Source organism: Cupriavidus taiwanensis (assembly GCF_900250075.1).
Classification (GTDB): Bacteria; Pseudomonadota; Gammaproteobacteria; order Burkholderiales; family Burkholderiaceae; genus Cupriavidus; species Cupriavidus taiwanensis_C.
In genome coordinates this window covers 3,032,826-3,055,311 of the sequence record NZ_LT977070.1, presented here as the reverse complement: position 1 = coordinate 3,055,311, position 22,486 = coordinate 3,032,826, and the positions used below count along the sequence as shown (strand labels likewise).

Here is a 22,486-nt window from a genome sequence, read left to right as displayed (position 1 = left end):
GCTGGGCAGGGAAGGGGAATGTTAGCGGCGCCGCTCAGTGCTTGCGCACCCGCCGCAGCTCATCGACGATCAGCAGCACCGCGCCCACCGTGATCGCACAGTCAGCGACGTTGAAGGCCGGCCAGTGATACCTGCCCACGTAGAAGTCCAGGAAATCGATCACATGACCGTAGGCCACGCGGTCGATCACGTTGCCGACCGCGCCGCCCAGGATCAGCGACACCGCGAAGCAGAACAGCCGCTGGCCGGTATGGCGATACAGCAGCCAGACGATGAACGCGCCGACCACCACGCCCAGGCCGGTGAAGAACCAGCGCTGCCAGCCGCCGGCGTCGGCCAGGAAGCTGAATGCCGCGCCCTTGTTGTAGACCAGCACCAGGTTAAAGAAGCCAGTCACCGGGCGCGACTCGCCGTAGCTGAAGCTGCGCACGATCACGATCTTGAAGAACTGGTCGAGCAGCACCACCAGCAGCGCAAAGGCCATCCACAGCAGCGGGGTGGTGCTGCCGGCAGCCTTGTTGCGGCGCGCCGGGCGCGCCGAACGGGACGTGGTCGATGCCATCAGGCGTGGCTCCTGTGTTCGCCGGCGCCGAACAGGTTGCTGTCGCAGCGGCCGCAGAGGGTGGGGTGGTCGGGGTTGTGGCCGACGTCGGCGCGGTAGTGCCAGCAGCGCTCGCACTTGGCATGCGCCGACGGCGTCACCGTCACCAGCAGGTCGCCAGCCTCGGGCGCGGGCGCGACCTTGGCCGACGAGGTCAGCAGCACGAAGCGCAGGTCGTCGCCGAGGCTCTGCAGCGCCGCCAGCACCGGACCGCCGGCCTGGATGGTCAGCTCGGCCTGCAGCGACGAACCGATCTCGCCTTCCACGCGCACCGCTTCCAGCTGCCGGGTGACCTCCGCGCGCACTTCGCGCAGCGTATGCCATTTCTGCAGCAGGTCGTCGGCATCGTCGACTTCCGGCACGGCGTAATAAGTGCTGGTGAAGATGGTGTCGGTGTGCGCGGTACCATGGGCGAACACCTGCCATGCTTCCTCGGCGGTGAACGACAGGAACGGCGCCATCCAGTGCAGCATTGCCTGGGTGATGTGGTACAGCGCGTTCTGCGCGGCGCGGCGCGCCTTCGAGTCCGGCGCGGTGGTGTACAGGCGGTCCTTCAGCACGTCGAGGTAGAAGCCGCCGAGGTCCTCGGAGCAGAAGGTCTGCAGCTTGGCCACCACCGGGTGGAATTCGTAGGCCTCGTAGTGCGACAGCACTTCCTTCTGCAGCTGCGCGGTCAGCGCCACGGCGTAGCGGTCGATCTCCAGCCATTCGGCGGCCGGCAGCGCGTGCTTGCCGTGGTCGTAGTCGGACAGGTTCGACAGCAGGAAACGCAGCGTATTGCGGATGCGGCGATAGCCTTCCACCACGCGCTTGAGGATCTCGTCCGAGATCGACAGCTCGCCGGAATAATCGGTCGAGGCCACCCACAGGCGGATGATTTCCGCGCCCATCTTGTTCGAGATGTCCTGCGGCGACACGGTATTGCCGATCGACTTGGACATCTTGCGGCCTTCGCCGTCGACGGTGAAGCCGTGCGTCAGCAGCGCCTTGTAGGGCGGCTTGCCATACAGCATCGAGGCGGTCAGCAGCGACGAGTGGAACCAGCCGCGATGCTGGTCCGAGCCTTCCAGGTACAGGTCGGCCAGGCGCCCGTCGGCCTCGTCGGCGGCCGGGTCGTACAGGTCGTCGCGGTGCGAGCCGCGGATCACGGTCCAGTGCGTGGTGCCGGAATCGAACCAGACGTCGAGCGTGTCGCGGTTCTTCTCATACTGGCTGGCCTCGTCGCCCAGCAGCTCGGCCGGGTCCAGCGTCTGCCAGGCTTCGATGCCGTGATGCTCGACGCGCTTGGCGATCTGTTCCAGCAGTTCGGGCGTGCGCGGATGCAGCGCGCCGGTTTCCTTGTGCACGAAGAACGCCATCGGCACGCCCCATTGGCGCTGGCGCGACAGGGTCCAGTCCGGGCGGTGGGCGATCATGTTGTGCAGTCGCTGCTTGCCCCACGACGGATAGAACTCGGTCGCCTCGATGCCGGCCAGCGCGGTCTCGCGCAGCGTCGGCACGGGCTTGCCGTTTTCCTCGGCCGGGTCCACGTCCATGCCCGCGAACCACTGCGAGGTGGCGCGGTAGATGATCGGCGTCTTGTGTCGCCAGCAGTGCATGTAGCTGTGGGTGTACTTGTGCGAGTTGAACAGGTTGCCCGATTCCTGCAGCGCATCGACGATCTTGGGGTTGGCATCCCAGATCGACAAGCCGCCGAACAGCGGCAGCGTGCCGGCATAGACGCCGTTGCCCATCACCGGGCTGATGATGTCGCTGTCGGGCATGCCGTGCGCCTTGCACGACTGGAAGTCTTCCACGCCATAGGCAGGGGCCGAGTGCACGATGCCCGAGCCGGTATCGGTGGTGACGTAGTCGCCCAGGTAGACCGGCGACAGGCGGTCATAGCCGGCGTCCATCCTGGCCAGCGGGTGGTGGAAGCGGATTTCCGACAGCGCGGCGCCGGTGGCCGTGGCGACGACCTTGCCTTCCAGGGCGTAGACCTTCAGCTGCTCCTCGACCCGCTCGGTGGCCAGGATCAGGTGGCCGCGCGGGGTGTCGACCAGCGCGTATTCCACCTCCGGGTGCACGTTCAGCGCCTGGTTGCTCGGGATGGTCCAGGGCGTGGTGGTCCAGATCACGATCCAGCCCGGCCTGGCGTCGATCTGCTCGACCGGCACCTTGAACGCGTGCGCCAGCTTGTCGGTCTCGGCGAACGGGAAGCCCACGTCGATCGACAGGTCGACCTTGTCCTTGTATTCGACTTCGGCCTCGGCCAGCGCCGAGCCGCAGTCGAAGCACCAGTTCACCGGCTTCAGGCCGCGGAACACATAGCCCTTTTCCATGATCTTGCCGAGCGCGCGCAGTTCGTCCGCCTCATTGCTGTAGTTCATGGTCAGGTAGGGGTGATCCCAGTCGCCCAGCACGCCCAGACGCTCGAAGTCCGCCATCTGGCGCTTGATCTGCTCGGTGGCGTAGGCGCGCGCCTTGGCCTGGACTTCCTGCACCGGCAGGCCCTTGCCGAACTTCTTCTCGATCTGGATCTCGATCGGCATGCCGTGGCAATCCCAGCCCGGCACGTAGACGGCGTCGAGGCCGGTCAGCCCGCGCGCCTTGATGATCATGTCCTTGAGCACCTTGTTGACGGCGTGGCCGATATGGATGTCGCCGTTGGCATACGGCGGGCCGTCGTGCAGCACGAACTTCTTCGCGCCCTTGCGCGCCGCGCGAATCTTCTTGTAGAGCTGCTTGTCCTGCCACTGCTTGACCCATTGCGGCTCGCGCTTGGGCAGGTCGCCACGCATCGGGAAGGGCGTGTCGAGCAGGTTGACGGGATACTTGTTCTTCTCGGGCTTGGCGCGTTTGTCGTCAGACATTTCGATTCTCAGGGCAATTCGGTTGGCGCGCGGCCGGCGCTGGGCCGGCGGGCGCGCGTGAAGACTGGGGCAGGCGGCGTGCGAACCGGGCCCGCGCAGCGGGGCGCGGGGCGCCGGCCGCTACCTAATTCGGTCGGTGGCCGAGGTGGCGAAATCGCGGCCGCCGCTGCCGTCCGCCGCCACCGCTGCCGCTGCGGCGCCCGGCGCCGTCAGGCCGAAGAAGGCGCGCGCATCGGCGCTGTCCTTGGCGATCGCGGCGGTGAGCTCATCCAGGGAGTCGAAGCGCGCCTCGTCGCGCAGCTTCTTCATGAATTCGACCCGCACCAGCTTGCCGTACAGGCTTTCATTGAAATCGAACAGGTGGACTTCCAGCAGGACCCGGCCGGCGTCCTCGATGGTGGGGCGCACGCCGATGCTGGCCACGCCGGGCAGCGGATGGTCGGCGATGCCGTGCACCTGCACCACGAAGATGCCGCTGACCGCGGGCCGCTTGTGCGAGATGCGCAGGTTCAGCGTCGGGAAGCCCAGGTCGCGGCCCAGCTTGCGGCCGTGGATCACGTGGCCGCTGATGGCGTAGCCATGGCCGAGCAGGCGCCGCGCGTGTTCCAGGTCGCCATCGGCCAGCGCCTGGCGCACCGCCGAGCTGGAGATGCGGATGCCGCCCTCGGACACCGAGCCCATCTGCTCGACATCGAAGCCGTAGCGGCGCCCGGCCTCCTGCAGGTAGGCAAAGTCGCCGGCGCGTTTGGCGCCGAAGCGGAAATCGTCGCCGACCAGCAGCCAGCGGGTATGCAGGCCATGCCAGAGCACGTTCTCGACGAATTCCTGCGGCGACTGGCCGGCAAAGTGGGCGTTGAAGTGTTCCACCACCACGCGGTCGACGCCGTTGCGGCGCAGGCTTTCCAGCTTGTCGCGCAGCAGCGCGATCCGGGTGGGGGCCTTGTCCGGTGTAAAGAACTCGCGCGGATGCGGCTCGAAGGTCATCACGCACAGCGGCAGGCCGCGCGCATCCGCCGCCGCCCGCGCACGCGCGAGCAGCGACTGGTGGCCGCGATGCACACCGTCGAAATTGCCGATGGTGAGCGCGCAGGGCGCCCGGCTCTCGGCGTTGGGCAGGCCGCGGAAGACTTTCACGGGGACGGCGGGAAACGATTCAGGTAAAGCGAGCATTATAAGGCGAATGGGTCGGCTTGCCGCTGCCGCCGCCCCCGGCCGGTCGCCGCGCTGCGGCTTTTGTGCCGCAACCGGCCCTCCCGCCATGGCGCGATGCCGCAAAAGGCGGCATGATAGGCGCCACTTTGGCTCACTACGGGATCGCTACGGGCATCCAGCGCGGTATGCCCGATCTTCGCTCATTCCCCGATTCCCAGTTGAAAGCGCTGACCTATCGGTTCTTTTCCCGGCTCCTGCCCAGGAGCCTGCCTCAGTCGAGCGCCCAGCTCGACGTCGAGACGCGCGCCAAGCTGATGGCGATCGTGCACAAGAATGCGCCGACCGCCATCGTCGCCTCGGTGCTGCTGCCCGCGCTGACCACCATCGGGTTCTGGAACGACGTCAGCCCCGCCGCGCTGCTGGGCTGGTGCGCGGTGATGCTGCTGCTGACGGCCGGCGGGCTGTGGTTCTACATTGGCTACCAGCGTGACCACGCCCTGATGAGCCGCTCCGCGCACACGCAGAAATGGTGGAACAACATGCGCGCGGTCGCTTTCCTGACCGGCGTGACCTGGGGCAGCTCGGCGCTGCTGCATTTGTATACAGCCTCGCCGGTGTTCTCCAGCGTGCTGTACCTGCTGACCCTCGGCGTGCTTGCCGGCGGCGCGGTGTCGCAGGCGCCCGTGCCGTCGAACCTGGTCTACGCCGGCGTGCCGATCCTGGTACCGAACCTGCTGATGGCGGAATTCGCCTTCCCTGGCCACGGCGTCTATGTGCAGGGCCTGCTGGCAATCTACGCGTTGATGCTGTCGCGCCACGCCTTCAACCTGCAGGTCACGCTGGTGCGCGCGATCCAGTTGGAGGGCGACAGCCGGCGCCTGGCCAAGCAGTTCCAGGACGAGAAGGAGCGGGCGCTGCATGCCAGCGAAGAAAAGTCGCGCTTCCTGGCGGCCGCCAGCCATGACCTGCGCCAGCCGGTGCATGCGCTGGTGATGCTGGTCGAGGCGCTGCGCGCGCGCAACCAGTCGAGCGCGTTGCATCCGCTGGTGGAGCAGGTGGCGGCTGGCACCCAGACCATCGACCTGTTGTTCCGCTCGCTGCTGGACCTGTCCAAGCTGGAAGGGCGCAAGGTCCTGCCGACGCTGGAGCCGTGCGAGCTGGGCGCGCTGATCCGCGACGTGATGAGCCAGTTTGCCGCCGACGCGCGCGAAAGCGGGCTGACCCTGACCCCGCGCGTGCCCGACGAGCTGTACGCCATGGCCGAGCCCGTGCTGCTGCGCCGGGCCTTGTTCAACCTGGTGCAGAACGCGCTGCGCTATACCCAGCGCGGCGGCGTGCTGGTGACCGCGCGCCAGCGCCGCAAGAACGTGCGGCTCGAGGTTTGGGACACCGGTGCCGGCGTCACGCCCGAGCACCTGCCGGACATCTTCTCGCCCTACTACCAGGTCCACAACCCGCAGCGGGACCCGTCGCAGGGCCTGGGCCTGGGGCTGGCGATCTTCAAGGAATGCGTGCGGCTGATGCGCGGCACCTATGGCGTGCGCTCGGTGCCGGGCAAGGGCTCGGTGTTCTGGTTCGCGCTGGCGCCGGTGCCGGCCGAGACCGTGGCCAGCGTGCGCGAGATGCGCGCCATGGCGCAGGCCGAGGAGGCCAAGCCCGATCGCCTGCAGGGCACGGTGCTGGTGGTCGACGACGACAGCCAGATCCGCAAGGCCTGGATCGCGCTGATGGAGGCGTGGGGCATCCGCGTGGCCTGCGCCGCGCACGGTGCCGAGGCCGACAAGCTGTTCGCACAGGGCCTGCGCCCGGACATTATCTTCTGCGACCTGCGCCTGCCCGGCAGCGAGAACGGGCTGGACCTGCTCGAGCGCTGGCAGAACACGCAGCCGCAGGCGCGCAGCGCATTGCTGACCGGGGACCTGAAGTCGGCCGCGCTGGCGGCGGCGGAGGAGGCAGGCTATTTCGTGCTGCCCAAGCCGGTGGACCCGGCCTCGCTGCGGATGCTGCTGCGACGCTGGCTGCGGCCCGCCTAGCGCAAGCGCCGGCGCACCGGGTGAACGGTAACGGCCGTGGCGCGCCTTACTGGCGCAGCCGGAACCGTTCCATGCGCGACATCACCTGCATGCGGGTGCGCACGCCCAGGCGCTGCAGGATGGCGGACACGTGTTCCTTGACAGTGTTCTCGGTCAGCCCGAGCCGGCGCGCGATCACCTTGTTCGGCAGGCCTTCCAGCACCAGCGCCAGCACCGAACCCTGGCGCGGCGTCAGGCCCAGTTCGGCGGGCGTGACCGGAATGCCGTGGGCCGGCCCGAACGATTGCGCGCGGCCGTTGAGGGCTTCGTCGGTGGGGAAGGCGGTGTCGCCCGCCAGCACCTTGCGCACCGCGGCAGTGAAGGCATTGGCGTCCAGGTGCTTGCCGACGAAGCCGCACGCCGACAGCGCACGGGCGCGGCCGACGATTTCAGGGGTGGCCTCGGCCGACATGAAGATAAAGCGCGCGCCCGGGATGACGGTCTTGAAGGTCTGCATGGCATCGAAGCCGGTACCGTCATTCAGCCAGATATCGAGCAGCACGATATCGGGGCGCAAGCCTTGCTGCAGGCTGGCCAGCGCCTCGCGGGCACTGCCGGCGGCATGGACTGCCACATCCGGCATGACTTCGGCCAGGAAGGCGGTGGTCCCTGACAAGGCCATAGGATGATCATCGACCACCAACAACGTCGGTGCAGCGTTCGACATGCGAATTCCCGTTCAAATATCCCGTTTCGTCCTTGTTGTCACCTCTCCGGAGAACCTGTGTCATGCACAGGAATGGCGCGTGGACGTAGGGCCCACTCTAGCAGAGGGGGCGAAGCGTCACAATCCATCAATCGGGTTATACGGCTTCGCTACCACAGGCCAGTTAATCGGCGCGTGTCCGGATCTCGTGAATTAAGCACGTACTGGTTTGGCTTTACCGGAGTTTAGCGCCTTGCCTTGGTAGAATTGCGCGATGAAAAAAATTGTCATCTTGATTTCCGGGCGAGGCTCCAATATGGAAGCCATCGTCCGTGCCTGCGCGGACGGCGGCTGGCCCGCCCGCGTGGCGGCGGTGCTGTCGAACCGGCCGGACGCCGCGGGCCTGCAGTTTGCGCGCCAGCAAGGCCTTGAAACCGGCGTGGTCGACCATCGCCAGTATCCAGACCGCGCCGCCTTCGACGCGGCGCTGGCCGCGGCCATCGACGCCCATGCCCCCGATCTGGTGGTGCTGGCGGGTTTCATGCGTATACTCACGCCCGGCTTCGTCGACCGCTACGCGGGCCGGCTGCTGAATATCCATCCGTCGCTGCTGCCGTGCTTCCCCGGCCTGAATACCCACCAGCAGGCGCTGGATGCCGGTGTCAAGCTGCATGGCGCGACCGTGCATTTCGTGACCCCGGAGCTGGACCATGGCCCGATCGTGATCCAGGCCGCGCTCGACGTGCTGCCGGCGGACACGCCCGCGACCCTGGCCGAGCGCCTGCTCGCCTGCGAGCACGTGATTTACCCCCGCGCCGTGCAGTGGTTCGTCGAGGACCGGCTGCAGCTCCAGAACGGCGTCGTCAACGTTATCAACCCGGCCGAACCGCAATTGCTGATGGCCATCTCCGCCGCGACCCCGGCGGCAGGAGTCCAGGCATGAGCCGTACCCAGGCAGGAAACCGTTCCCCGCGCGGCGAGGGCCGCGCCCCCGCGCGCAGCAAGGGCAAGAGCAGCCCGATCCGCAAGTCGCCCAATGCCGGTGGCGCCAACGGCGCCCCGGTGCGCACGCATGGCGGCCTGCATGCCACCCATATCCAGCATATCGATCGCCTGCTGGGCAAGGTGATGCTGTTCGCGCGTCCCGCCGATGCGGTGGTCAGCTACTACTTCCGCGAAAACGCCAAGCTCGGCCATCGCGAGCGCGGCATCATTGCCGAGGCGATCTACGCGGTGCTGCGCCGGCGCGTCGAGTTTGCCCAGTTCGCCGAGAGCGGCACCGGCGCGGCCTCGCGCCGGCTGGCGCTGCTGGGGCTGGCGGCGACGCTGGGCCGGGATGCGCTGTCGCCGTTCCTCTATCCCGATGAAGCCGAGTGGCTGGACCGCCTGACCACCATCGAGCGCTCCAGCCTCGCGCCGCGCGTGCGCGCCAACCTGCCCGAGTGGCTGTACGACGAACTGGTGCGCCAGCATGGCGAGTCCTTTGCCGCGGCCCTGGGCGACGCCTGGCTGCGCCCGGCGCCGCTGGACCTGCGCGTCAACCTGGGCAAGACCAGCCGCGAGGCCGCGCTGGCCGAGCTGCAGGCCGCGGGCCTGGGCGCCGAGCCCACGCCGATGGCGCCGGCCGGCATCCGCATGGCCGGCAAGCCGGCGCTGAACCAGCTGCCGATCTTCGTCAACGGGCTGGTCGAGGTGCAGGACGAAGGCAGCCAGCTGCTGTGCAGCCTGGTGGCGCCGCGGCGCGGCGAGATGGTGGTCGACTTCTGCGCCGGCGCCGGCGGCAAGACGCTGGCGCTGGGCGCGGCGATGCGCTCGACCGGCCGGCTCTATGCCTTCGACGTATCGGAGAAGCGCCTGGCCAACCTGAAGCCGCGGCTGGCGCGCAGCGGCCTGTCGAACGTCCATCCGGTGCTGATCGACTCCGAACGCGACGCCAAGATCAAGCGCCTGGCCGGCAAGGCCGACCGCGTGCTGGTGGATGCGCCGTGCAGCGGCCTGGGCACGCTGCGCCGTAACCCTGACCTGAAGTGGCGGCAATCGCCGGAGTCGGTGCTGGAACTGACCGCCAAGCAGACCGCGATCCTCGACTCCGCGGCGCGGCTGGTGAAGGGCGGCGGCCGCGTGGTGTACGCGACCTGCAGCGTGCTCGAAGCCGAGAACGAGCAGATCGTGCGCGATTTCCTCGCCGCGCACCCGAACTTCCGCCTGGTGCCGGCCGCCGAAGTGCTGGCCGAGCAGAAGATCGAAGTGCCGGGCCTGCCGGACAACGGCATGTTCGCCTTGTATCCGCACCTGCACCAGACCGATGGCTTCTTTGCCGCGGTGCTGGAGCGCACCAGCTGATCGCGGTTTCCAGCCGCGCCGCCCGCCGCGCGCGGGCGGCCAACTTTGAACCTGCACCATGAACGGTGAAACCCTGTCCGACCTCGGCGGCCTGAAGGACCTGAAAGCCTCGCATTCGATGTTCGGCAAGATGCTGGACGACCTGATCCGCGATGCCGGCGGCCCCGGCTTTTTCTGGCAGTTGCTGGTGCTGGCCGGCTGCCTGCTGGTGGCGTGGCCGCTGGCGCGCTTCGTGGTGCGGCGGCTGGAGGCCCGCTACGAGGCCTCCAGCTTCTCCGTGCGCTTTGCCGCCGCCAGCCTCGAGCGCGCGATGTTCCCGCTGGCCGGCTGGGCGCTGGTGCTGGTGGCCCGCTTTGCGCTGGCGCCGCTGATCCCGGTCAGCGTGCTGCGGCTGGCGCTGGTGCCGCTGTTCGGCATCACCGCGCTGAATTTCACCTTCTACGTGCTGCGCCGCGTCATGTCCGGCAGCGGCCAGCTGCACGGCATGCTGCTGCTGGTGGAAAAGGTGCTGACCACGCTGGTCTGGGTGGGCATGGCCCTGTACGTGCTGGGCGTGCTCGGCGACGTGGTGGGCTGGATGGAGAGCGTGCGCTTCTCGATCGGCGGCAAGCAGAAGATCAGCGTGGCCGAGACCCTGATGGCGGTGGTCTGGATCCTGCTGACCGTGCTGGTGGCGCTGTGGTTCGGCTCGTGGCTGGAAGAGCGGCTGATGCGTTCGGCCAACCTCGACGGCAACCTGAAGGTGGTGCTGACGCGGATTTCCAAGGCATTGCTGCTGCTGGTGTCGCTGTTGCTGAGCCTGTCGCTGGTGGGCATCGACCTGACCGTGCTGTCGGTCTTCGGCGGCGCGCTGGGCGTGGGCCTGGGGCTGGGTTTGCAGAAGATCGCCAGCAATTACATCTCGGGCTTTATCATCCTGCTGGACCGCTCGGTCAAGCTGGGCGACCAGATCACGGTGGACAAGTACACCGGCATCGTGTCGCAGATCCGCACCCGCTACACCGTGGTGCGCAACGGCGACGGCGAGACGCTGGTGCCGAACGAGCAGCTGGTGGCGCAGTCGGTGCAGAACCATTCGTTCTCGAATACCAACGTGCGCGTGGCGACACGCGTGCAAGCCGACTACAGCGCCGATCCCGAGACCGTGATCGCGCTGCTGACCGAATGCGTGCGCACATTGCCGCGCGTGCTGCCCGACCCTGAGCCCGCGGCCTTCCTGGTGCTTTTCGCCGACAGTGGCATCGAATACGAAGTCGCGGTGTTCGTGGCCGATCCGCAGAACGGCAAGCTTGGGGTGCAATCGGCGATGAACCGCGCCATCTGGCGTACGCTGCGCGAGCACGGCATCTCCATTCCGTACCCGCAGCGCGAACTCCGTGTGATGCATGAGACGCTGCCTGGGGGCCCCGGCGGTCCGAAGGCAAGCATTTTGCCAGAGGCTGCAAACGCCTCCTGAACTCCCCGGCAAGGGGAACACAGAGCGGGCGACGGATGCGCCACCCGTGGAACGAAAACCGTTGCACCCCGTCCAAATCCGGGAAATAGCGTATGCTTGCGCCCTCGGCGATCCGGTAGAATGCCGGGTTGTCGCGGGTTGAGACATCCCGCTCCCACATCAGACAGCCGCCAGATTGCAGCGGCTCGTACCCGGCTCGCTTCATGAGCCGCTAGCCACGGCCGGCGCCCCGCGTGCCTGCCCTGGGGGAGCCCGGAGCGACTTCGGGTCCCGTGGCAAGCGCCAGACAGCTATCGCAATCAATAGATTCGCAGCTATTTTTTCTGCGCGTTGTGTGTACCGGCCCCAGCCGGATTGCACGGGAAAGTCCCTGTTTAACCGACGGAGAACAGTTTGTTCGACACTATTCTTGACTGGGCCGCCAACGGCCTTGCCAACTGGACCTGGTGGGAGATCGTCATCTACACGCTGGTGATGACGCATATCACTATCGCCGGCGTCACCATCTTCCTGCATCGCTGCATGGCGCACCGGTCGCTGGACCTGCACCCCATCGCGCAGCACTTCTTCCGCTTCTGGCTGTGGCTGACCACGGGCATGGTCACGCGCGAGTGGACCGCCATCCACCGCAAGCACCACGCCAAGTGCGAAACCGAGGACGATCCGCACAGCCCGCAGACCCGCGGCATCCGCAAGGTGCTGCTGGAAGGTGCAGAGCTGTATCGTGCCGAGGCCAAGAACAAGGAAACCATCGCCAAGTTCAGCCATGGCTGCCCCAATGACTGGATCGAGCGCAACCTGTACTCGCGCTTCACCTGGCAGGGCGTCGGCCTGATGCTGATCATCGACCTGGCGCTGTTTGGGGTGATCGGCATGACCGTGTGGGCGGTGCAGATGCTGTGGATCCCGATCCATGCCGCCGGCATCATCAATGGCCTGGGCCACTGGTGGGGCTACCGCAACTACGATTGCGAGGACGCATCGACCAACGTGTCGCCGTGGGGCCTGATCATCGGCGGCGAAGAGCTGCACAACAACCACCACACCTACCCGACCTCGGCCAAGTTCTCGATCAAGTGGTATGAGTTCGACGTGGGCTGGGGCTATATCCGCGCGATGCAGGCGGTGGGCCTGGCCAAGGTCAAGAAGATCCCGCCCAAGGCGCGCCTGGTGGAAGCCCGTCCGGTCGACCACAACACGCTGGAAGCCATCATCGCCAACCGCTATGACGTGATGGCGCGCTACGCCAAGGCCGTCAAGGGCGCGTTCCGCCAGGAACTGGAAAAGCTCAAGGAAGGCCGCGTCGCCGAGTACCGCAGCTTCAAGCCCGCCAGCAAGTGGTTCCACCGCGAAGAAACCAAGCTGGCCGCGCAGCAGCGCGAGCAGCTGGCGAGCATCGTCGAGCAGAACAAGGCGCTGCAGACCTTCGTTGAAATGCGCCGTGAACTGGCCGCCATCTGGGGCCGTTCCAACCTGACGCGCGAGCAGCTGCTGCAGCAGCTGCAGGCCTGGTGCCACCGTGCCGAGGCCAGCGGTATCCAGGCGTTGCACGATTTCTCGCTGCGCCTGCGCCGCTACGCCTGATACAATTCGGCCGCGCCGTATGGTTTGACAAAGCCCCGCCCATGGCGGGGCTTTTGTTTTAGATAAACTCCCCCATGTTCTGGCCGGCCGCACCCTGTTGGCGGAGGTCTAGAGGAGTACCCGGAGATGACCCCACAATCGATCAAGACCGTCGAGTTCGAGAAGCCGAACCTGGCGGGTGCCCAAAACGCCGCTGGCGCCAGCTGCGTGGCCCATGCCTGGGCCAAGGTGCCGCCGGTGCTGTCGCCCGATGAGCGGCAGTCGCTGAAAGCGCGTATCCGCCGCTTGCTGAAGGAGCGCAATGCGGTGCTGGTGGCGCATTACTACGTCGACGCCGACCTGCAGGACCTCGCCGAGGAAACCGGCGGCTGCGTCTCCGACTCCCTCGAAATGGCCCGCTTCGGCCGCGACCACGAAGCCAGGACGCTGGTGGTGGCCGGCGTGCGCTTCATGGGCGAGACCGCCAAGATCCTCAGCCCCGAGAAGACCGTGCTGATGCCGGACCTGGACGCGACCTGCTCGCTCGACCTGGGCTGTCCGGCCGACGAGTTCGCCGCCTTCTGCGATGCGCACCCCGACCGCACCGTGGTGGTCTATGCCAACACCAGCGCCGCGGTGAAGGCGCGCGCGGACTGGATGGTGACCTCCAGCATCGGGCTGAAGATCGTCGAGCACCTGCACGCGCAGGGCAAGAAGATCCTGTGGGCACCGGACAAGCACCTGGGCAGCTATATCCAGAAGCAGACCGGCGCCGACATGCTGCTGTGGCAGGGCTCTTGCCTGGTGCACGACGAGTTCAAGGGCATCGAGCTGGACCTGCTGCGCCGCGAATTCCCCAACGCCAAGATCCTGGTGCATCCGGAATCGCCGGAGAACGTGGTGGCGCAGGCCGACGTGGTCGGCTCCACCTCGCAGCTGATCGAGGCCGCGCAGAAGCTGGACGCAACCGAGTTCATCGTCGCCACCGACAACGGCATCCTGCACAAGATGCGCATGGCCGCGCCCGGCAAGCACTTCATCGAGGCGCCGACCGCCGGCAACAGCGCGACCTGCAAGAGCTGCGCGCACTGCCCATGGATGGCGATGAACGCGCTGACCAACCTGGCCGAGGTGCTGGAGACTGGCCGCAACGAGATCCATGTCGATCCCGTGATCGGCCGCCAGGCCGTAACCTGCATCAACCGCATGCTGGATTTCGCTGCCGCGCAGAAGCGCAATGTACGTCCGTCCGCCGACCTCGCCAACGAGCAGGCGCTGTTCCAGGGGATCGGCCCGGCATGAGCGTGAATCCGGTTTTCGATAGCTATGGCCCGGCGCTGCAGGCAGCGCTGCAGGCCAATGTAGAGGCCGCGATCGCCGAGGATGTCGGCAGCGGCGACCTGACCGGCCTGCTGGTGCCGGCGGACAAGACCGCGCACGCGCGCGTGATCGTGCGCGAGTCGGCGGTGCTGTGCGGCCAGCCATGGTTCGACGCGTGCATGCGCGCGGTCGACCCGGCGCTGGAAGTGCGCTGGCTGCAGCAGGAAGGCGACCGCATGGCACCAGACTCGGTGGTCTGCGAGATCACGGGCCCGGCGCGCTCGCTGCTGACCGCCGAACGCCCGTCGCTGAATTTCCTTCAGTTGCTGTCCGGCGTGGCCACCGTGACGCGCCGCTACGCCGACCTGATCGCCGGCACCCGTGCACGCGTGCTCGATACTCGCAAGACACTGCCCGGGCTGCGCCTGGCGCAGAAGTACGCGGTACGCATCGGCGGCGGCGCGAACCAGCGCCTCGCGCTGTATGACGGCATCCTGATCAAGGAAAACCATATCGCCGCGGCCGGCAGCATCGGCGCGGCGATGCGGGCGGCGCTGGCGCTCGATACGCAGGCGTCGGTGCAGATCGAGGTCGAGAGCCTGGCCGAACTGGAGGAAGCGCTGGCGGCCGGTGCCACGTCGGTGCTGATCGACAACTTCACCGTGCCGATGATGCAGGACGCCGTGAAGATCAACCAGGGCAGGGCGCTGCTGGAGGTTTCGGGTGGCGTCAATGCCGACACCATCCGCACCTTTGCCGAGACCGGCGTCGACCGGATCTCGGTGGGCGCGCTGACCAAGGACGTGCGCGCGACGGATTACTCGCTGCGGATCATCGGCTGAGGGTTGTTCCGGCCAAATGAATAACGGGGTGGGCCATGCGGCGCCACCCCGTTTTGCTTGGCAAACGCGTCGTCAACGCTTGCGGCCGGCAGGCGGCTGCATCACCGTCGGCAGAGCCTTCGGCAATGAATCAGGATAGTCCCGGCTGAAATGCAGTCCGCGGCTTTCATGCCGCGAATAGGCGCTGTCCACGATCAGCGAAGCCACTTCGACCAGGTTGCGCAGTTCCAGCAGGTCGGTGGTGACGCGGAAATTGGCGTAGTACTCGGCAATCTCCTCGCGCAGCAGCACGATGCGGTGCTGCGCGCGTTCCAGGCGCTTGCTGGTGCGCACGATGCCGACGTAGTTCCACATCATGCGGCGCAGCTCGTCCCAGTTGTGCGACACCACGACTTCTTCGTCGGCATCGGAAACACGGCTCTCGTCCCACGCCGGCAGCGCGATATTGGGCGCGCCGGCCTTGTCCTGCGAGGCGATGTCTGCGGCGGCGGCGCGGCCGATCACCATGCATTCGAGCAGCGAGTTCGAAGCCAGCCGATTGGCGCCATGCAGGCCGGTGCAGGCGGTCTCGCCCACGGCGTAGAGACCGCCGATATCGGTGCGGCCCATGGTGTCCGTCACCACGCCGCCGCAGGTGTAGTGCGCGGCCGGCACCACCGGAATCGGCTCGCGCGTGATGTCGATGCCCAGTTCCAGGCAGCGCGCATGGATGGTCGGGAAGTGTTCCTTCAGGAAGGCCTCGGGCTGGTGCGTGATATCGAGATAGACGCAGTCCAGCCCGCGCTTCTTCATTTCGAAGTCGATCGCGCGCGCCACCACGTCGCGCGGCGCCAGTTCGGCGCGTTCGTCGTGTTCGGGCATGAAGCGCGTGCCGTCGGGCAGCTTGAGCAGGCCACCTTCGCCGCGCACCGCTTCGGAGATCAGGAAAGACTTGGCGTAGGGGTGGTACAGGCAAGTGGGGTGGAACTGGATGAATTCCATGTTCGACACCCGGCAGCCCGCGCGCCAGGCCATGGCGATGCCGTCGCCGGTGGCCGTGTCCGGATTGGTGGTGTAGAGGTAGACCTTGCCCGCACCGCCAGCGGCCAGCACGGTGTGCGTGGCGGTGATGGTGTGCACTGCGCCAGTGCGGTCGTCCAGCACGTAGAGGCCGTAGCAGCGGTTGCCCGGCAGCCCCATCTTGCGCGACGTGATCAGGTCGATCGCGAAGTGGTCTTCCAGGATGGTGATGTTCGGGTGCTGCGTGGCCTGCTGCAGCAGCGTGCTGACCACCGCATGGCCGGTGGCGTCGGCGGCGTGGATGATGCGCCGGCGGCTATGGCCGCCTTCGCGGGTCAGGTGGAAGCCCAGCTCGGCCTGCGCGTCGCGGGTGAAGGGCACGCCCCGGTCGATCAGCCACTGGATGGCCTCGCGCCCATGCTCCACGATAAAGCGCGTGGCCTCTTCATCGCATAGCCCTGCACCGGCAACGAGCGTGTCCTGGGTGTGTTCGTCGTGGCTGTCGCCGGAGTCCAGCACCGCCGCGATGCCGCCTTGCGCCCAGTCGCTGGCGCCCTGGGTCATGGCGCGCTTGCTGAGGATGGCCACCCGGTGGGTTTCGGCCAGTTGCAATGCGACCGTAAGGCCGGCCAGGCCGCTGCCGACGATGGCGACGTCGAAATTCATGGTGCAAGGAGAGCGCGGGCAGGGCGCTTGGCAGATTGGGGGAAACGGCAAAGTCTACACCCGGCGCGCCATCCCGTGCATCAGTACGCAGCGCCGATGCGCCATCGATGGGCAACAAAAAGCCCCGCGGCAGGGCGGGGCTTTCTGGCGGGATACCGGATCAATTACTTGATCTTGGTTTCCTTGTAAGCGACGTGCTTGCGGGCGACGGGATCGAACTTCATGATCTCCATCTTTTCCGGCATGGTGCGCTTGTTCTTGGTGGTGGTGTAGAAGTGACCGGTACCTGCGGTCGATTCCAGCTTGATCTTGTCGCGGCCGCCCTTGCTTGCCATGATGTACTCCTAATTAGACTTCGCCGCGTGCGCGCAGGTCGGCGAGCACGGAGTCGATGCCTTTCTTGTCGATCAGGCGCAGGCCGGCGTTCGAGACGCGCAGGCTCACCCAGCGGTTTTCGGATTCAACGAAGAAACGACGATTCTGCAGGTTGGGCAGAAAACGGCGCTTGGTCTTGTTGTTTGCGTGGGAAACGTTGTTGCCGACCATCGGCGCTTTCCCGGTCACTTGACAGACGCGTGCCATGAAGCACTCCTAAATCTTCTATTCGTGGACAATGTTCGCAACAGATCAACAAAAGGCGCGCGGGCCCGGACTGCAGCGGTTGAGACTTCAGCAAAACGGGCATTATAGACCGGATTCCTCCAGCGGATCAATGCTTTCTGCGCTCCGGCCCCGGCAGTGTTGCAGCCCTGCTCCTCTGGTGTCGTAGCCGTCACAGCCCTGGCAGGCGCTCGCAGGATTCCGCCAGCGAGCGGATTTCGTGCCCCGCGACGATGAAATGGTCCAGCAGCCGCACGTCGATCAGGTCGAGCGTGCGCGCCAGCTCGCGCGTCAGGTGGATATCGCTCTGGCTGGGGGCCGTGGTGCCGCGCGGATGGTTGTGGGCGACGATGATGCCGGCCGCGTTATGCGTCAGGGCCTGGCGCGCCACCTCGCGTGGATAGACCGAGGTCCGCGTCAGCGTGCCGCGGAACTGCTCTTCGCTGGCCACCATGCGGTTGCCGGGATCCAGGAACAGGCACATGAAAACTTCATGCTGCAGCGGTGCGAGGGTCAGGCGCAGGTAGCTGCGCACCGAATCCGGAGAGTCGAAGCCGGCCGGCAGCCGCAGCGACTCGGCCAGCGCGCGTCGCGCCAGCTCGGGGATGGCCTGCAACTGGGCGAACTTGGTCGTGCCCATGCCGCGCACGCCGGCGAGCGCCTCGCCCTCGGCCGCAAACAGCGCGGTCAGCGAGCCGAAGCGGTGCAGCAGCTCGCGTGCCAGGTCCACGGCACTTTTGCCGGCGGCGCCCACGCGCAGCAGGACGGCCAGCAGCTCGGCATCAGACAGGGCGGCAGCGCCGCTTTCCAGCAGTTTCTCGCGGGGCCGCTCGCAGGCGGGCCATTTGGCAATGGTCATGGGCATCCAGAGTAGTCGCGTCGGGAACAGGGCCTGAGGCGCTGGGGCGGCGGGCCAGGGGCCAGTCGAATACAATACGGGTTGTTCCCTGGTTGATCACCCATGAATTTGCAAACTTTCGCGTCGGAAGCCGACGGCGGCACGGCTGGCCGCAAGACTGTCCAGGCCGACTCCTTCCTGACCCTGCACTACAGCATCGCGCTCGAGAACGGCACCGAGGTCGTCAGCACGTTCGAGGAAAAGCCCGCGACGCTGCTGCTGGGCCAGGGCCAGTTCGCGCCGACGCTCGAGCAGGCGCTGCTGGGCATGCCCGAAGGCGAGCGCATGACCTATCGCCTGGCGCCCGAGCAGGCCTTCGGCCCGCGCAACGCCGAACTGCTGCAGTGGGTGTCGCTGGCCACGCTGCGCGAGAACAGTTCGTTCGAAGAGGACTACAGCCCGGGTGACCTGGTCGAGTTCAACGCGCCCGGCGGCGGCAAGTACGCCGGCGTGCTCAAGGAAATCGGCGAGACCGCCGCGTTGTTCGACTTCAACCATCCGCTGGCTGGGCAGACCATCCTGTTCGACGTGCAGCTGATCGGCATTCTCTGAACGTCGCCACGCCGAACCTGTCCGGATACCGCAGCATGCCCGACCTGACCCCCGCCCCCGACGCAGAAATCCTGATGGCCCAGCCGCGCGGCTTCTGTGCCGGCGTGGACCGCGCCATCGAGATCGTCGAGCGCGCGCTCGAGCGCTTCGGCGCGCCCATCTACGTTCGCCATGAAATCGTCCACAACGCGTATGTGGTGGCCGACCTGCGCCGCAAGGGCGCGGTGTTCGTGGGCGAACTCGACGAGGTGCCCGCCGGCGCCACCGTCATCTTCAGCGCCCACGGCGTGTCGCGCGAAGTGCGCGAAGACGCGGCCCGGCGCGGCCTGCACGTCTTCGATGCAACCTGCCCGCTGGTGACCAAGGTGCATGTCGAAGTCAGCAAGCTGCGCGCGCAGGGCTGCGAGATCGTGATGATCGGCCATCGCGGCCATCCCGAGGTCGAAGGCACCATGGGCCAGGCCAACGGCGGCATGGTGCTGGTCGAGTCGGTCGCCGATGTCGCGGCGCTGCAGATCGCCGATCCGTCGCGGCTGGCCTACGTCACCCAGACCACGCTGTCGGTGGACGAGACCCGCGAGATCGTGGCCGCGCTCAAGGCCCGCTTCCCCGAGATCCGCGAGCCCAAGAAGCAGGACATCTGCTATGCCACGCAGAACCGCCAGGACGCGGTGAAGTTCATGGCGCCGCAGGTGGAGGTGGTGATCGTGGTCGGCAGTCCCAACAGCTCCAACTCGAACCGCCTGCGCGAGCTGGCCGAGCGCCTGGGCGTGCCGGCCTATATGGTGGACGCGCCCGAGCAGGTGCGGCCCGAGTGGGTCGCCGGCAAGCGCCGCATCGGCCTGACCGCCGGGGCCTCGGCGCCGGAAGCGCTGGCCCAGTCCATCGTCGAGCGCCTGCGCGAACTCGGTGCGCGCCAGGTGCGTCCGCTCGACGGCATCGAGGAAAACATGGCGTTCCCGCTGCCGCGCGGGCTGCTGCCCACCAGCGCAGCCGCCTGAGTATGGCGCGGGCATGCCCGCCTGAATGCCTGGCCTGATAAAGGGCGCCGCGGTTGCGGCGCCTTTTTTGTTTCTGCCCTGTGCCGGACCGGGAATAATGCCCGCTGCTGGTGCCTGGGGTGCCCGCCATTCGTGCCTGGCGCTAATCAGGGTAATCCCCGAAGCTGGGGTTTTCCCTATTATGGTGCGGCGCTACATTCTGCACATTAGAGAGAAGCACCAGACTATGTAAATGAAACGCCTAATTAATAATGGTGCATTATAGGTGGTGCCGGCGCTGCTTCCTTGCCGCCTGGGGCGCCGCAGGCACGGTTCTTGTAAGAAGGAGGGGCGGCCGCGTCATGTGAGCGGGAATTGCCGCAATCTGTGCATTGGGGAAATTCCCTAGCTCAAATGCGCGGTAAATGGTCAAGGATGTTGCGTCGCGTATTGCATCGACTAAGAAAGGGGATACAATGCGCGCGTTTCAAATTGAAACTAAACAACGGCGGTCCAGGGAAACGTCCGGGAGGCGTTGCAAATCCCTGTTTTTGTGAATCCTAGGAGATCACTCATGCAAATCACGTTTGCCAAGATTCTGCCGATCGCGGCCGCAGTGGCGCTGGTCGCAGCTTGCGGCAAGAAGGAAGACAAGCCGGCGGATCCGGCCTCTTCGGCGCCGGCAGCCGCGGCTCCCGCAGCGCCTGCGGCCGGTGGTGGCGAGGTCGTCGTCAAGATCGGCCACGCGGCCCCGCTGACCGGCGGCATCGCGCACCTTGGCAAGGACAACGAAAACGGCGCCCGCCTGGCCGTGGAAGAAGTCAACAAGTCCGGCCCGGAAGTCGGTGGCAAGAAGGTCAAGCTGGAACTGGTCGGTGAAGACGATGCCGGCGATCCCAAGACCGGCACCGCCGTGGCGCAAAAGCTCGTCGACGCCAAGGTGGCGGCCGTGGTCGGCCACCTGAACTCGGGCGTGTCGATCCCTGCGTCCAAGATCTACAGCGACGCCGGCATCGTGCAGATCTCGCCGTCGTCGACCAACCCGGACTACACCAAGCAGGGCTTCAAGACCACCTACCGCGTGGTCGCCACCGATGCCCAGCAGGGCCCGGCGCTGGCCAACTATGCCGCCAAGACCCTGAATGCCAAGAGCGTGGCGATCGTCGACGATGCCACCGCCTACGGCAAGGGCCTGGCCGACGAGTTCGAGAAGACCGCCAAGGCGGCCGGCGTGAACGTGGTGGCGCGTGAAGCCACCAACGACAAGGCCACCGACTTCAAGGCCATCCTGACCAAGATCAAGGGCAAGAAGCCGGACGTGATCATGTACGGCGGCATGGACGCCACCGGCGGCCCGTTCGCCAAGCAGGCACGTGAACTGGGCATCCCCGCCAAGATCGTCGGCGGCGACGGTGTCTGTACCGACAAGGTGGCCGAACTGGCCGGCGAGGCCGTGACCAACATCATCTGCTCCGAGGCAGGCCTGGCCCTGTCGCGCATGGAGAAGGGCGCGGATTTCGACAAGCGCTACCAGGCCCGCTTCAACGCGCCGGTGCAGATCTACGCGCCGTTCACGTATGACGCCGTGATGGTTATCGTCGATGCCATGAAGCGCGCCAACTCGACCGAACCGGCTGCCATCCTGGCCGAAATGCCCAAGACCAACTACAAGGGCGTGATCGGCAACATCGCCTTTGACGAGAAGGGCGACATGAAGGAAGGCACCATCACGCTGTACGAGTACAAGGACAAGAAGAAGTCCGTCCTCGACGTCGTGAAGATGTAATCTGGGCTTACCGGCCCATCCGAACGGCACCGTGAGTATTTTGCGGTGCCGTTCTTTTTAGCCTCGCCTAATGTAGAAGCATCCTTACCATGGATGGAGCAGGGCAGGCCGCTCACCAGCAAAGCAACCACCGCAACGTTACCCATCACACACCAGGGTCCCCCCGGCATCCACACCATGCCGTAAGGTCAGGGACTGAAGCAGGAGTTTTCATGGATATCTTTATCCAGCAGATCGTGAACGGTCTGGTGCTTGGCAGCATTTATGCGCTGATCGCACTGGGCTACACCATGGTCTACGGCATTCTCGGCATCATCAACTTCGCCCACGGCGACGTGCTGATGATCGGCGCGCTGACCGCCCTGTCAGCCATCCTCGGATTGCAGAAGTTCGCCCCCGGCCTGCCGGAATGGCTGACGCTGGTGATCGCCACGCTGGTCGCCATGCCGGTCTGCGCGATCCTGTCCTATTCGATCGAGCGGGTCGCCTACCGGCCCTTGCGCAATGCGCCACGGCTGGCCCCGCTGATCACCGCGATCGGGGTTTCCATCATCCTGCAGACGGCGGGCATGCTGATCTGGTCGCGCAACCCGCTGACCTTCCCGCAGCTGCTGCCCTCGGAACCCATCGACATCGGCGCCACCGGCGCCACCATCACCGGCAAGGAGATGGTCATCATCGGCATGGCCGTGATGGTAATGTCGGGCCTGCTGGCCCTGGTCAACCGCACCAAGCTCGGCCGCGCCATGCGCGCCACCGCCGAGAACCAGAAGGTGGCCGGCCTGATGGGCGTGAACCCCAATTTCGTCATTTCCGCCACCTTCATGATCGGCGCCACGCTGGCCGCGCTGGCCGGCGTGATGATGGCCACCAACTACGGCAACGCCCACTTCTACATGGGCTTCATTCCCGGCCTGAAGGCGTTTACCGCCGCGGTGCTGGGCGGCATCGGCAACCTCGCGGGCGCCATGGTCGGCGGCATGCTGCTGGGCCTGATCGAGGCGCTCGGCGCCGGCTATATCGGCGACCTGACCAATGGCGTGTTCGGCTCGAACTACCAGGACGTCTTTGCCTTCATCGTACTGATCACCGTGCTCGTCTTCCGTCCGTCCGGCATCATGGGCGAACGCGTGGCGGATCGCGCCTGAGGAGAGCGAA

19 protein-coding genes are annotated in these 22,486 nt (G+C 66.4%); 11 read left to right on the top strand and 8 right to left on the bottom strand.

Features of this window, described 5'->3' with window-relative positions:
* Nucleotides 1-34: 34 nt before the first annotated feature.
* The 3 genes from lspA to CBM2588_RS14225 form a co-directional block, all read right to left on the bottom strand.
* Nucleotides 35-562, bottom strand: coding sequence for a signal peptidase II (lspA, locus tag CBM2588_RS14235; protein WP_115681041.1), 528 nt, complete (start codon nucleotides 560-562; stop codon nucleotides 35-37).
* Nucleotides 562-3,453 (bottom strand): isoleucine--tRNA ligase, encoded by a 2,892-nt coding sequence (ileS, locus tag CBM2588_RS14230; protein ID WP_115681040.1) that lies wholly within the window; start codon nucleotides 3,451-3,453, stop codon nucleotides 562-564. Before ileS ends, lspA begins: the two co-directional genes overlap by 1 nt.
* Nucleotides 3,454-3,573: 120 nt before the next feature.
* Nucleotides 3,574-4,587 (bottom strand): bifunctional riboflavin kinase/FAD synthetase, encoded by a 1,014-nt coding sequence (locus CBM2588_RS14225; RefSeq protein WP_111519244.1) that lies wholly within the window; start codon nucleotides 4,585-4,587, stop codon nucleotides 3,574-3,576.
* Nucleotides 4,588-4,823: 236 nt separating this feature from the next.
* Between CBM2588_RS14225 and CBM2588_RS14220 the strand changes: the two genes are divergently transcribed.
* The gene (locus CBM2588_RS14220; protein ID WP_115681039.1) at nucleotides 4,824-6,638 is read left to right on the top strand and encodes a hybrid sensor histidine kinase/response regulator; all 1,815 of its coding nucleotides are present in this window, start codon (nucleotides 4,824-4,826) and stop codon (nucleotides 6,636-6,638) included.
* Nucleotides 6,639-6,684: 46 nt separating this feature from the next.
* On the opposite strand, the gene CBM2588_RS14215 is transcribed toward CBM2588_RS14220, so the two are convergent.
* On the bottom strand, nucleotides 6,685-7,344 hold the full coding sequence (locus CBM2588_RS14215) for a response regulator (RefSeq protein ID WP_012353747.1): 660 nt from the start codon (nucleotides 7,342-7,344) through the stop codon (nucleotides 6,685-6,687).
* A gap of 253 nt (nucleotides 7,345-7,597) precedes the next feature.
* Here CBM2588_RS14215 and purN point away from each other — a divergent pair, with 253 nt between their 5' ends.
* From purN to nadC, 6 genes are all read left to right on the top strand, one after another.
* Complete coding sequence (purN, locus tag CBM2588_RS14210) at nucleotides 7,598-8,266, top strand: phosphoribosylglycinamide formyltransferase (protein ID WP_115681038.1); 669 nt, start codon at nucleotides 7,598-7,600, stop codon at nucleotides 8,264-8,266.
* Nucleotides 8,263-9,666, top strand: a complete 1,404-nt coding sequence (locus tag CBM2588_RS14205) for an RsmB/NOP family class I SAM-dependent RNA methyltransferase (RefSeq protein ID WP_115681037.1) — start codon at nucleotides 8,263-8,265, stop codon at nucleotides 9,664-9,666. Before purN ends, CBM2588_RS14205 begins: the two co-directional genes overlap by 4 nt.
* Before the next feature lie 58 nt (nucleotides 9,667-9,724).
* On the top strand, nucleotides 9,725-11,122 hold the full coding sequence (locus tag CBM2588_RS14200; RefSeq protein ID WP_115681036.1) for a mechanosensitive ion channel family protein: 1,398 nt from the start codon (nucleotides 9,725-9,727) through the stop codon (nucleotides 11,120-11,122).
* 393 nt (nucleotides 11,123-11,515) lie between these two features.
* The gene (locus CBM2588_RS14195) at nucleotides 11,516-12,706 is read left to right on the top strand and encodes a DesA family fatty acid desaturase (RefSeq protein WP_062801624.1); all 1,191 of its coding nucleotides are present in this window, start codon (nucleotides 11,516-11,518) and stop codon (nucleotides 12,704-12,706) included.
* Nucleotides 12,707-12,832: 126 nt separating this feature from the next.
* Nucleotides 12,833-13,987 (top strand): quinolinate synthase NadA, encoded by a 1,155-nt coding sequence (nadA, locus tag CBM2588_RS14190; protein ID WP_012353742.1) that lies wholly within the window; start codon nucleotides 12,833-12,835, stop codon nucleotides 13,985-13,987.
* Nucleotides 13,984-14,847: a carboxylating nicotinate-nucleotide diphosphorylase gene (nadC, locus tag CBM2588_RS14185; RefSeq protein ID WP_115681035.1), complete on the top strand. Its 864-nt coding sequence runs from the start codon at nucleotides 13,984-13,986 to the stop codon at nucleotides 14,845-14,847. The genes nadA and nadC overlap by 4 nt, the downstream gene beginning before the upstream one ends.
* A 72-nt stretch (nucleotides 14,848-14,919) precedes the next feature.
* Here nadC and nadB read toward each other — a convergent pair whose 3' ends face one another.
* The 4 genes from nadB to radC form a co-directional block, all read right to left on the bottom strand.
* The gene (gene nadB, locus CBM2588_RS14180; RefSeq protein ID WP_115681034.1) at nucleotides 14,920-16,512 is read right to left on the bottom strand and encodes an L-aspartate oxidase; all 1,593 of its coding nucleotides are present in this window, start codon (nucleotides 16,510-16,512) and stop codon (nucleotides 14,920-14,922) included.
* Between the two features lie 164 nt (nucleotides 16,513-16,676).
* Complete coding sequence (gene rpmG, locus CBM2588_RS14175; protein ID WP_010814980.1) at nucleotides 16,677-16,847, bottom strand: 50S ribosomal protein L33; 171 nt, start codon at nucleotides 16,845-16,847, stop codon at nucleotides 16,677-16,679.
* Nucleotides 16,848-16,860: 13 nt separating this feature from the next.
* Nucleotides 16,861-17,094, bottom strand: coding sequence for a 50S ribosomal protein L28 (gene rpmB / locus CBM2588_RS14170; protein ID WP_006575661.1), 234 nt, complete (start codon nucleotides 17,092-17,094; stop codon nucleotides 16,861-16,863).
* A gap of 190 nt (nucleotides 17,095-17,284) precedes the next feature.
* Nucleotides 17,285-17,971, bottom strand: a complete 687-nt coding sequence (gene radC, locus CBM2588_RS14165) for a RadC family protein (protein ID WP_115681033.1) — start codon at nucleotides 17,969-17,971, stop codon at nucleotides 17,285-17,287.
* A gap of 102 nt (nucleotides 17,972-18,073) precedes the next feature.
* Between radC and CBM2588_RS14160 the strand changes: the two genes are divergently transcribed.
* The 4 genes from CBM2588_RS14160 (at nucleotide 18,074) to CBM2588_RS14145 (ending at nucleotide 22,476) form a co-directional block, all read left to right on the top strand.
* Nucleotides 18,074-18,562 carry an FKBP-type peptidyl-prolyl cis-trans isomerase gene (locus CBM2588_RS14160; protein WP_012353738.1) on the top strand — a complete coding sequence of 163 codons (489 nt, stop codon included), beginning with the start codon at nucleotides 18,074-18,076 and terminating at the stop codon, nucleotides 18,560-18,562.
* Nucleotides 18,563-18,597: 35 nt separating this feature from the next.
* Nucleotides 18,598-19,563 carry a 4-hydroxy-3-methylbut-2-enyl diphosphate reductase gene (gene ispH / locus CBM2588_RS14155; protein WP_115681032.1) on the top strand — a complete coding sequence of 322 codons (966 nt, stop codon included), beginning with the start codon at nucleotides 18,598-18,600 and terminating at the stop codon, nucleotides 19,561-19,563.
* A gap of 553 nt (nucleotides 19,564-20,116) precedes the next feature.
* Nucleotides 20,117-21,328, top strand: coding sequence for a branched-chain amino acid ABC transporter substrate-binding protein (locus CBM2588_RS14150; RefSeq protein ID WP_115681031.1), 1,212 nt, complete (start codon nucleotides 20,117-20,119; stop codon nucleotides 21,326-21,328).
* A 212-nt stretch (nucleotides 21,329-21,540) separates the two neighbouring features.
* Nucleotides 21,541-22,476 (top strand): branched-chain amino acid ABC transporter permease, encoded by a 936-nt coding sequence (locus CBM2588_RS14145; protein WP_115681030.1) that lies wholly within the window; start codon nucleotides 21,541-21,543, stop codon nucleotides 22,474-22,476.
* Nucleotides 22,477-22,486 lie beyond the last annotated feature (10 nt).

Coding starts and splice junctions, on each gene's coding strand:
- nadA (WP_012353742.1), top strand. CDS start 12,833: ATGACCCCACAATCGATCAAGACCGTCGAGTTCGAGAAGCCGAACCTG.
- rpmG (WP_010814980.1), bottom strand. CDS start 16,847: ATGGCAAGCAAGGGCGGCCGCGACAAGATCAAGCTGGAATCGACCGCA.
- CBM2588_RS14160 (WP_012353738.1), top strand. CDS start 18,074: ATGAATTTGCAAACTTTCGCGTCGGAAGCCGACGGCGGCACGGCTGGC.
- rpmB (WP_006575661.1), bottom strand. CDS start 17,094: ATGGCACGCGTCTGTCAAGTGACCGGGAAAGCGCCGATGGTCGGCAAC.
- purN (WP_115681038.1), top strand. CDS start 7,598: ATGAAAAAAATTGTCATCTTGATTTCCGGGCGAGGCTCCAATATGGAA.
- nadC (WP_115681035.1), top strand. CDS start 13,984: ATGAGCGTGAATCCGGTTTTCGATAGCTATGGCCCGGCGCTGCAGGCA.
- ispH (WP_115681032.1), top strand. CDS start 18,598: ATGCCCGACCTGACCCCCGCCCCCGACGCAGAAATCCTGATGGCCCAG.
- radC (WP_115681033.1), bottom strand. CDS start 17,971: ATGACCATTGCCAAATGGCCCGCCTGCGAGCGGCCCCGCGAGAAACTG.
- CBM2588_RS14215 (WP_012353747.1), bottom strand. CDS start 7,344: ATGTCGAACGCTGCACCGACGTTGTTGGTGGTCGATGATCATCCTATG.
- CBM2588_RS14200 (WP_115681036.1), top strand. CDS start 9,725: ATGAACGGTGAAACCCTGTCCGACCTCGGCGGCCTGAAGGACCTGAAA.
- CBM2588_RS14145 (WP_115681030.1), top strand. CDS start 21,541: ATGGATATCTTTATCCAGCAGATCGTGAACGGTCTGGTGCTTGGCAGC.
- lspA (WP_115681041.1), bottom strand. CDS start 562: ATGGCATCGACCACGTCCCGTTCGGCGCGCCCGGCGCGCCGCAACAAG.
- CBM2588_RS14150 (WP_115681031.1), top strand. CDS start 20,117: ATGCAAATCACGTTTGCCAAGATTCTGCCGATCGCGGCCGCAGTGGCG.
- ileS (WP_115681040.1), bottom strand. CDS start 3,453: ATGTCTGACGACAAACGCGCCAAGCCCGAGAAGAACAAGTATCCCGTC.
- nadB (WP_115681034.1), bottom strand. CDS start 16,512: ATGAATTTCGACGTCGCCATCGTCGGCAGCGGCCTGGCCGGCCTTACG.
- CBM2588_RS14205 (WP_115681037.1), top strand. CDS start 8,263: ATGAGCCGTACCCAGGCAGGAAACCGTTCCCCGCGCGGCGAGGGCCGC.